Source organism: Thiolapillus sp. (assembly GCF_048562965.1).
GTDB classification, from domain to species: Bacteria; Pseudomonadota; Gammaproteobacteria; order Chromatiales; family Chromatiaceae; genus Thiolapillus; species Thiolapillus brandeum_A.
This window is the reverse complement of record NZ_JBHNMF010000654.1, coordinates 1-1,701: the sequence shown is the minus strand read 5'-3', so window position 1 is coordinate 1,701 and position 1,701 is coordinate 1. Positions and strand designations below refer to the sequence as shown.

Below are 1,701 nucleotides of genomic sequence, written 5' to 3'. Positions count from 1 at the left end.
GCCTATTGCCGCATCTCCAGTTACCTGCAGACCATGGCAAATCAGGGATACAATCCGCTGGTCGCCATTCAAATGGCCTTTTCGGGACAGCTCTATGCTGATAGGGGTGAGTAGTTACTCCAGTGAAACACTACAATTTATCCATCCAGAATCCCCCTTGGTCACATATTGGGGGAAGATTCCCATTACTCCACAATAGCTTTCAACAAGGCATCCTGAGCATCGGCATAAAACTGGATGTCAATTTTGGTTGCCATTTCATCCGATAGATCAAATAATTGACGGCGGCAAGACACTGGTATCAATAATGCAGCAGCGCCTTTCTCAACTGCTATCTCAGCAATGGTTACCGGATTATGTACGGGTTCTATTGAACCACCCAGGTTTATTTCGCCCACGACAATCAAACCACCACGTACGCTCTTTTTCAGAAGTGCCGTACACAGAGCAATCAACACGGCCACCCCAAGTTTTGACCCGGACTTAGATGCATCGAAAGCCCGCAATTGCACGGTAAACTCATGATGGCGAGGATCCTTGTCACCCACAAGCTGGTCTGACCTGGAATAAAGGTTTTGCTCTGCAAACCCCATACTTTCCCGAAATGCCGGTGGCACAGGTTTATTAAGTATCTTTACCCCGGAGCCCGGTCCTTCATTGATCTCAACGCGATAAAGACCCGGGTGATCTTCAGCGTCACCAGGGCTAATTGCCCGCACCTGTCCTGGTTCCAGCGGGTCACCACCGATGCTGTTGTCACTCTGCAGTTCAGGGGTAGATACAAACTTTTCTACACCTTCCTCTCCCATCACATAACTAAAATGGGTATTGCGGAACTCAGCTGCACCGATACGTTTTTGCTGCTCCTTCACACGTCGCCTAGCCTCCATGGCAATTCTAACGGCCCACTCTAAATCTTCATCCGAAAGTTCTGCATTTCCTCCTGGGTCCATTAGTTTCAACAATCCACTGACCGTCTTATTGACTGCGTTAGTATCCCGCCCTGACAAGGCACCACCGAAGTACACCCGATTTTGCAGCTGATTTATGCGCGTCTGCTTACGAAGCTGGCTCCAGCACTCTGACAAAAAATCGCTGACCAGACCAAAATGATCCGTCAATATCTCTTTACTGATCTTTGGAACATCCCAACCCGGCAAATACGCATGAATCCGATCCATAAAAGCCGTATCGTCCCTCATCTCTGGAGGCAAAGGACCGAAAAGATGGCCAATCCGTTGTTGATGCTCGACATCCACGTCAAAATTACCCACAAGGACAATACTGCCATCAGCCCGAATACTTTCTTTCCCACGACTGAACTCGCCAGATTCCATGTAGCCCTTCAGAATATTGACGCCATCTTTTTGGTCAAAAGATATCCCGGAAACTTCATCAAAACAAACGACATCATACTGACAGACCAAACCACGCTGTCCCGTCCCCATGTGAACAAACATGCGGGCAACAGTGGCCTTGCCGCCAGAGATAAGGTGCGCATAAGGTGACACTTGCTGGAAAAGGTGGCTCTTACCCGTGCCTCTCGGGCCCAGTTCTACCATATTGAAATTGCGCTCAACAAAAGGGTTCCTCGACGTTTTAAGTGGAATTCCTCCAAAAACCTGTGCCAGTATAGCGCCAAATACTGGCATGAGGAAAAGACGTGGACGGCAACGAGATACTGCTACTGGGATTGGGGAT

General features: G+C 48.8%; 1 protein-coding gene. It reads right to left on the bottom strand.

What is annotated here, in order from left to right; genetic code table 11:
* Positions 1-185: 185 nt before the first annotated feature.
* A partial coding sequence (locus ACOCD2_RS18840) for a BREX system Lon protease-like protein BrxL (protein ID WP_293675033.1) occupies positions 186-1,701 on the bottom strand: 1,516 nt, incomplete at its 5' end.